The following is an 8,198-nucleotide window of genomic DNA, read 5'->3' as shown; positions in this document are numbered from 1 at the left end:
ATGATAGGCTGCCCGAAAGCAAAAGGGGGAGGCGAAAAATTGCTGGCGCTCGCGGACACGACTTGCCTCGCCCGGCAGGCCGGCGAGCCGCTCGTGGGAGCCTTCCTCTCGGCGGAGGGCGAAGGAGGACTTGGCGCGCGCCTGATGGCGCGGTTCGTCGAGGCGGCAAAGCTTCCCGGCGAGATCGCCGCGGGCCTTGCGATGCTGCGGATGAGCGGGATCCATTCCAGTGGTTTGCGGGGAGAAGGTGCCCCGAAGGACCGGATGGGCGGGAGCGAAAATACGGAAGCCTGGCACAGTTCCTCGTCCGCCCGCCGACATCTCCTCCCTGCACACGATGAGCCGAACGCCTTCTCCGGCATCGGCTATGCCGAAGCCGCGCGGGGCCGCCTCGAGCACCGTGTCGTGCTTCGCGAGGGGCGTGTGGTCGGCTACGCGGTCGATGCTCCGACAAGCAGCCATTTCGGCGAAAGCGGGATCGCGGAACGCTCGCTTGCGGCGCTCGCTGCGCCGAGCCGCGCGGAACTCGCGCTGCAGGCCGACCTTCTCGTGCGCGCCATCGACCCCTGTGTCGGCTACGAGGTGAGGTTCCACTGATGCACGAGATGGCGATCTGCGAAAGCATCCGCGGCATCCTCGAGGAAGAAGCCGCAAGGCAGAGCTTCGCCAGGGTCGATCGCGTCTGCCTGGAGATCGGACGGCTCGCCGGCGTCGAGGTCGAGGCGTTGAAATTCGGCTTCGACGTGGTCATGCGCGGGTCGCTCGCCGAGAGCGCGAGGCTCGACATTCTGGAGACGGAGGCGCGCGCATGGTGCATGCCCTGCGGCCGCAGCGTCGCAATCGCCCAGCGCTACGACCCGTGCCCGGTTTGCGGCAGCCATCAGTTGCAGGTGACCGGAGGTGAGGAGATGAGGATCAAGGAATTGGAGGTGAGCTGATGTGCAGCGTTTGCGGATGCGGCGAAGGCGAGGTGCGGATCGAAGGCAAGGCCGGCCATCATCATCACCACGAAGACGGCCATCGCAGTCACGGGCATGACCACGATCATGCCGGTCATGATCACGGCCACGATCATCATCACCACGACGATCATGTGCACGATTATGGTTCAGGCTCCGCCGGCGTCCATGCGCCCGGCATGAGCCAGGCGCGGCTGGTCCAGCTCGAAATGGACATTCTGTCCAAGAACAACCGATATGCCGCCGACAATCGCAAGCTCTTCGCTGCGCGCGGCGTGCTCGCGCTCAACCTTGTGTCGAGCCCCGGCTCGGGCAAAACGACGCTGCTCTGCCGCACGGTCGAGGCGCTGAAAGGCAAGCTTCCGGCCGCCGTCATCGAGGGCGATCAGCAGACCTCGAACGATGCCGAGCGCATCCGCGCCTCGGGCGCTCCGGCGATCCAGATCAACACCGGCAAGGGCTGCCATCTCGACGCGCACATGGTGGGCCATGCCGTCGAGCACCTCGACATCGCCGACGGTTCGCTGCTCTTCATCGAGAATGTCGGCAATCTCGTCTGCCCGGCCGGCTTCGATCTCGGCGAGGCGCATAAGGTGGTGATCCTCTCGGTCACCGAAGGCGAGGACAAGCCGCTCAAATATCCCGACATGTTCCACGCGGCAGACCTGATGATTCTCAACAAGACGGATCTTCTGCCGCATCTCGACTTCGATCCCGAAGCCTGCATCGCCAACGCGCGCAAGGTCAATCCGAAGATCAAGGTCCTGCAGCTTTCGGCACGGATCGGTGAAGGAATGGCCGACTGGACGGCATGGATATTCGCCGCCCGCGCGATGGCGCTGGCCGGCCATCCGCTTGCCGGTGAACTTCAGGCCGAACTCAAGGGAGCCGCCTGATGTGCCTCGCCATACCCGCCCGCGTGGTGGAACTCCTGGACAATGACGTGGCGGTCGTCGCCTTCGACACGGTGAGGAAGCGCATCTCTCTCGCGCTTGTCGAGGACGTGGCGATCGGCGACTTCGTGCTCGTCCATGTCGGCTATGCGCTGCACAAGGTGAGTGTCGAGGAGGCGGAGCGCACGCTGGGGATGATGGCGGAAGCCGGTGTGCTTAGGGAGGAACTGGAGGAGATTTCGGCATGAAATATGTCGACGAATATCGCGACCGGGACCTCGCGCGCACCGTTGCCGCTGCGATCGCGGCCGAGGCCGATCCAGACAGAAGCTACCACTTCATGGAGTTCTGCGGCGGCCACACGCATGCGATCTTCCGCTATGGCGTGCAGGACCTGATGCCGGAGAACGTGCATTTCGTGCACGGTCCCGGTTGCCCGGTCTGCGTGCTGCCGGTCGCGCGGCTCGACGACGCGGTCGAGCTTGCGGAACGGTATGGCGTGATCCTCTGCACCTATGGCGACATGATGCGCGTGCCGGGCACCAAGCAGCGGAGCCTTATCCTGGCAAAGGCTGACGGTGCCGATGTGCGCATGGTCTATTCGACCGCCGACGCGCTCAGGATCGCACGCGAGAACCCGGACCGGCAGGTCGTCTTCTTCGCCATCGGCTTCGAGACCACGACGCCGCCGACCGCTGTCGCGCTCAAGACGGCCGAGGCCGAGAAACTCGGGAATTTCAGCGTCTTCTGCAACCATGTGCTGACCCCGTCGGCGATCAGCCACATCCTTGAGTCACCGGAGGTGCGGGACCTTGGCATCGTCAAGATCGACGGTTTTCTCGGACCCTCGCACGTCTCTTCCGTGATCGGTTCGCAGCCCTATGAATTCTTCGCCGAAGAGTTCCAGAAGCCGGTCGTCATCGCCGGCTTCGAGCCGCTCGACGTGATGCAGTCGGTCTTGATGCTGATCCGCCAGGTCAATGACGGACGATGCGAGGTCGAGAACGAATATACCCGCGTCGTCACCGAGGAGGGCAATGTCAAGGCGCAGACGCTGGTGAGCGAGGTTTTCGAGCTGCGCAAGAGCTTCGACTGGCGCGGTCTCGGCACCGTGCCCTACAGTGCGCTGCGGATCCGCGACCGCTTCGCGAAATTCGATGCCGAGAAGCAGTTCGAACTGTCGGTCAAGGCTTCGCGCGAGGTGAAGTCGTGCGAATGCCCGTCGATTCTGCGCGGCGTCAAGAAACCGACCGACTGCAAGTTGTTCGGCACCGTCTGCACCCCGCAGAGCCCGGTCGGCTCCTGCATGGTGTCGTCCGAAGGCGCCTGCGCGGCCTACTGGACCTACGGCCGCTTCCGCGACCAGCAGCCTTCCAAGCTGGAGGCGGCGGAATGACCGCGGCTGATCCCAGGCTCGCCGCAAACGCATCGAACGCACGCGGCTCGGTCGACATGACGCATGGCGCGGGCGGGCGCGCCATGGCCGACCTCATCCGCGATGTGTTCCATAAGCATCTCGCCAACGACTATCTGGCGCAAGGCAATGACGCCGCGCTTCTGGGCAGCGTCTCCGGCCGACTGGTGATGGCGGCAGACAGCCACGTCATTTCACCGCTGTTCTTCCCGGGTGGCGACATCGGCGCGCTCTCCGTTCACGGCACCGTCAACGACGTCGCCATGATGGGCGCCAGGCCGCTCTGGCTCTCCGCTTCCTTCATCATTGAGGAAGGGTTTCCCCTCGCGGACCTGGAGAGGATCGTCGTCTCCATGGCGCTGGCCGCGCGCCAGGCGGGTGTCCCGGTGGTCACCGGCGACACAAAGGTCGTGGAAAAGGGCAAGGGCGACGGCGTGTTCATCTCGACGACCGGTGTCGGCGTCCTCTCCGAGGCAACCGATATCGGCGGAGGCAACGCGCGGCCGGGCGACGCGATCATCGTCTCGGGCACGATGGGCGATCATGGCATCGCGATACTTTCCAAACGCGAGCATCTAGATTTCGAAACCGAGATCCTGTCCGATACGCAGCCGCTCAACGATCTGGTTGCCGCGATGCTTGCGGCGGTGCCCGGCATCCGCGTGCTGCGCGATCCGACCCGGGGCGGCCTGTCGGCCACGCTCAACGAGATCGCGCACCAGTCGAAGGTCGGCATGGTGATCAGGGAAACGGCCGTGCCAGTGAACCCGGAAGTCGCGGCGGCCTGCGAGCTGCTCGGCCTCGATCCGCTCAATGTCGCCAACGAAGGCAAGCTGATTGCGATTTGCGGGGCGGACGACGCCGCAACCCTGCTTGCCGCCATGCGCAGCCATCCGAAAGGCCTCGACGCGGCGCTCATTGGCGAGGTCGTCGCGGACGAGCACGCGCTGGTCACCATGCGCACCCGGCTCGGCGGCATGCGCGTTGTCGACTGGATAGCCGGCGAACAGCTTCCCAGGATCTGCTGAGATGCGAATCTTGCTCCTCGTCACCGCCTTCAATGCACTGAGCCAGAGGCTCTTCGTCGAACTTGGCGAGCAAGGCCATGAGGTCTCGATCGAGATCGACGTCAACGATGCCCGCACGATCGAGGCGGTCGAGCTTTTCGAGCCCGACCTCGTCGTTGCGCCTTACCTGAAGCGTGCGATCCCCGCTCGGGTCTACGAGAACCGCACCTGCGTGATCGTGCACCCCGGTATCGTCGGCGACCGCGGACCGTCGGCGCTCGACTGGGCAATGACGAATGGCGAGACGGAATGGGGCGTGACGGTTCTCGAGGCGGTGAAGGAGATGGACGCCGGGCCGGTCTGGGCGAGCGCCGCCTTTCCGATGCGCCGGGCAACGAAATCGAGCCTTTACCGCAACGAGGCGACGGAGGCGGCGGTCACGGCGGTGCTGGAAGCCGTAGAGCGTTTGCGGACGGGCGGAAAGCCCGTGCCTGCGGAGGAGCTTGCGGTCCCGCATCGCGGGTGCTGGCGGGACGCGATCAGGCAGGCTGACCGGCAGATCGACTGGATGCGCGATACGACGGAAACCGTCATCGGCAAGATTGCAGCGGCCGACGGAGTGCCAGGCGTCCGCGATGAGCTTTTCGGGGAGCCGGCCTTTCTTTTCGACGCCAGGCAGGCGTTCGGGTTGCCTGTCGCGGCGCCGGGTGCCGCGATCGCCAGAAGCGGCCCCGCGATTGCCCGCGCCACGGTCGATGGCGCGGTATGGATCGGCCATGTGCGCCGTCCAGGTTCGGCCAATCCGTTCAAGCTGCCGGCGACCCTGGCTTTCGCGCCCGAGGCTGAGCAATTGCCGGAGCGGCCCCTGAATTCCGGCGGCGGCTATCAGGACATTGCCTATGAGGAGCAGGGTGCTGTCGGGTTCCTGCATTTCCCGTTCTACAACGGCGCGATGGGCACCGACGCCTGCGGGCGGCTGCTCGATGCCTACCGCAAGGCGGCCGAACGGCCGACGAAGGTGATCGTGCTCTGTGGCGGGCCCGAGTTCTGGTCGAACGGTCTCGACCTCAACCGGATCGAGGCGGCGGCGAGCCCGGCGGACGAGTCCTATGCCAACATCTGCGCCATCGACGACCTGTCCGAAGCGATCATCAGCACGACGAGCCACGTGACCGTCTCGGCGCTCGGCGGCAATGCCGGTGCCGGCGGCGTCTTCCTGGCGCGCGGTGCGGATCATGTCTGGCTGCGCTCGGGCGTGATCCTCAACCCGCACTACAAGGACATGGGCAACCTCTACGGCTCGGAATTCTGGACCTACCTGCTGCCACGCCATTGCGGAGCCGACAATGCCCGCAGGATCGCCGCCGCCCGCTTGCCGATGGGCGCGCGCGAGGCACTGAGCCTCGGCCTCGCCGACCGTATTCTGCCCCGCCCGCGCGATCGGTTCGCAGCCGAGGTCAAGGCGCTCGCAGCCGGGCTGGCGGACAGGTCGGACTTTCCGCAGTTGCTTGCCGAAAAGCAGGCACGCCGGGCCGCCGACGAGGCGGCAAAGCCGCTCTCTGAGTATCGTGAGGAGGAGTTGGCCAGGATGCGCCGAAACTTCTACGGGTTCGATCCGAGCTATCACGTTGCCCGGCACAATTTCGTGCACAAGGTGCCGAAATCCCGCACGCCGGTCACCATCGCCCGCCACCGCGACCTCGCCTGGGCCTCCGGCGCGCCGGGCAGGAGGAGGGCGTCGTGACTGAGCTTCCCCCCATATTGATCGTCGACGACGAGGTGCGGTCGCTGGAGTCGCTGCGCCGCATTCTCGGCGAGGATTTCGATGTCCATGTCGCAAGCGACATCAAGACGGCGACGTCGATGCTGGAGAGCGAATGGATCCAGTTGATCCTTTGCGACCAGCGCATGCCCGGAACATCAGGAATCGAATTCCTCAAGCAGGTACGCACCCGCTGGCCCGACGTCGTGCGTATGATCATCTCCGGCTACACCGACGCCCACGACATCATCGACGGCATCAACGAGGCCGGCATCTATCAGTACATCACCAAGCCCTGGCATCCTGAAAACCTGATCCTGACGCTGAAGAACGCGGTCAAACTCTATGTCCTGCAGCGCGAGAACGAGCTTCTGGCAGTCGAGATGCGCATGGCGCCGTCATCCGCCTCCAAGGTCGTTTCGGACCGTCGCAGCGCGCTCAGGCGAGATTACAACTTCGACGACGGCATCATCCGCTCCCCTTCGAGCCCGATAAACACAGTCTGCGACGCGCTGAAACAGGTCGCGCCCTTCGATATTCCGGTCGTCCTGATAGGCGCTTCCGGCACCGGGAAGGAACTCGCCGCCCGCGCGCTGCACTACGGCTCGCTGCGTTGGAACAAGCCCTTCGTCGTCGAAAATTGCGGCGCTCTGCCCGACCAGCTTCTGGAAAGCGAGCTGTTCGGCCACAAGCGCGGTGCCTTCACCGGTGCTGTGGAGGATCATATCGGCCTGTTCGAGCGCGCCAGCGGCGGCACCGTCTTTCTCGACGAGATAGGCGAGGTTTCGCCGGCCTTTCAGGTCAAATTGCTGCGCGTCCTGCAGGAAGGCGAGATCCGTCCGGTCGGCAGCGGCAAGACGCGCAAAGTGGATGTGCGGGTCGTGGCGGCGACCAACCGCGATCTCGAGGACGAGGTGCGCCACGGGCGTTTCCGTGCCGATCTGTTCTACAGGCTCGCGGGCACGGTCATCAGGTTGCCGGCCTTGCGCGAGCGGCCGATGGATATCGAAATCCTGTCGGCGGCGATCCTGGAGGGCGCACGACGCAAGCTTGGCAAGAACGTGCCGGGCATCTCCGCCGAAGCCATCGCCTGTTTCAAGAATCACTCCTGGCCTGGCAACGTGCGCGAGCTGCAGAACGAGATCCAGCATATGCTGGTCATGGGCCGGGAAGGCCAGGAGCTTGGCGCCGAACTCGTGTCCCGCCACATCCTGACGGCGGTCCCGCAAGTCGAGGACGCAGACGGAGACGACATTGCCGGGCTCGCCGGAACGTTGCGCGACCGCATCAACGAGATGGAGCTGCGCATCATCCGCGAGACACTCATCCGCCATCGCTGGAACAAGTCGAAGGCGGCGGAGGAGTTGGGATTGTCCCGGGTCGGATTGCGCGGCAAGCTCGAACGGCTGGGGCTGGAGAATGTGAAGCCCTTGCCGGCGCGGCGCGCAGCCGGCTCCGTCCGGTGAGGCGCGCCCATGGAGCTCATAAGGGTACCGAAACCACAGATGGCAAAGCCGGCGTCCGGGAAATTCCACGAACCCTTGCCGATGAGGGCGGAAGTGCCCGCGCTCGGCCTGGCGCCGGCCGGTGAGGAGGCCTGGATCGAGGTCATCCGCAAGATGGACGCGGTCTACAAGGATCTGGTCGAATCGCAGGCGCTGCTGGAGCGTCAGCACGCCGCCCTCGAGGAGGCGCAGCAATTCATCGATTCGGTGCTGGGCTCGATGACCGATGTGCTTGTAGCCTGCGATGTGAGGGGCCGCATCCAGCAGGTCAACCCGGCCATGGTCCAGTTGTCGGGCATCGCCGAGAAGACCCTGATGGGGTCAGCGATCCTCGATCTGTTCGAAGATGAGGATGGTGCCGTTGCCGTCCGGTTCGCCGGTTGTTTCCGCAACGCGCGGCCGATCTCCGATCTCGAAGTGCACATGCGCCAGCGGGATGGCGGTGCGACGCCGCTGGCGCTGAACTGCTCGCCACGGCTCGACCACCGTGGCAGGCTCGTCGGCATCGTCATCGTCGGAAGGCCGATCGGCGAGCTTCGCCGCGCCTACCACCAGCTCGATCTGGCGCACCAGAGACTGACGAGGACGCAGCAGCAGCTCGTCGTCTCCGAGAAGATGGCGGCGCTCGGCCGCGTCGTTGCCGGGGTCGCCCATGAGC

The 8,198-nt window shown here is 65.1% G+C and carries 8 protein-coding genes and 1 pseudogene; all 9 read left to right on the top strand.

Annotated elements, in window-relative coordinates; genetic code table 11:
- Positions 1 to 597: pseudogene (locus EOA38_RS20875) on the top strand (hypothetical protein); the annotation flags it as partial.
- On the top strand, positions 597 to 938 hold the full coding sequence (hypA, locus tag EOA38_RS20870; RefSeq protein WP_126095582.1) for a hydrogenase maturation nickel metallochaperone HypA: 342 nt from the start codon (positions 597 to 599) through the stop codon (positions 936 to 938). The pseudogene EOA38_RS20875 and the gene hypA, both read left to right, overlap by 1 nt.
- Positions 938 to 1,855 carry a hydrogenase nickel incorporation protein HypB gene (hypB, locus tag EOA38_RS20865; RefSeq protein WP_127300119.1) on the top strand — a complete coding sequence of 306 codons (918 nt, stop codon included), beginning with the start codon at positions 938 to 940 and terminating at the stop codon, positions 1,853 to 1,855. Before hypA ends, hypB begins: the two co-directional genes overlap by 1 nt.
- On the top strand, positions 1,855 to 2,100 hold the full coding sequence (locus EOA38_RS20860; RefSeq protein ID WP_126095580.1) for a HypC/HybG/HupF family hydrogenase formation chaperone: 246 nt from the start codon (positions 1,855 to 1,857) through the stop codon (positions 2,098 to 2,100). The genes hypB and EOA38_RS20860 overlap by 1 nt, the downstream gene beginning before the upstream one ends.
- On the top strand, positions 2,097 to 3,248 hold the full coding sequence (hypD, locus tag EOA38_RS20855) for a hydrogenase formation protein HypD (protein ID WP_127300118.1): 1,152 nt from the start codon (positions 2,097 to 2,099) through the stop codon (positions 3,246 to 3,248). Before EOA38_RS20860 ends, hypD begins: the two co-directional genes overlap by 4 nt.
- A complete protein-coding gene (gene hypE, locus EOA38_RS20850; protein ID WP_127300117.1) occupies positions 3,245 to 4,294 on the top strand; it encodes a hydrogenase expression/formation protein HypE in 1,050 nt (349 codons plus the stop codon). Before hypD ends, hypE begins: the two co-directional genes overlap by 4 nt.
- A gap of 1 nt (position 4,295) precedes the next feature.
- Complete coding sequence (locus EOA38_RS20845) at positions 4,296 to 6,017, top strand: hydrogenase maturation protein (protein WP_127300116.1); 1,722 nt, start codon at positions 4,296 to 4,298, stop codon at positions 6,015 to 6,017.
- A complete protein-coding gene (locus EOA38_RS20840; protein WP_127300115.1) occupies positions 6,014 to 7,501 on the top strand; it encodes a sigma-54 dependent transcriptional regulator in 1,488 nt (495 codons plus the stop codon). The genes EOA38_RS20845 and EOA38_RS20840 overlap by 4 nt, the downstream gene beginning before the upstream one ends.
- 39 nt (positions 7,502 to 7,540) lie before the next feature.
- Positions 7,541 to 8,198 (top strand): PAS domain-containing protein (locus tag EOA38_RS20835; RefSeq protein WP_127300114.1); only part of this gene is annotated, 658 nt, incomplete at its 3' end.

Source organism: Mesorhizobium sp. M1E.F.Ca.ET.041.01.1.1 (assembly GCF_003997355.1).
Classification (GTDB): Bacteria; Pseudomonadota; Alphaproteobacteria; order Rhizobiales; family Rhizobiaceae; genus Mesorhizobium.
Note: the sequence above shows the minus strand (reverse complement) of the source record. Positions and strands in the feature narration are given on the sequence as shown.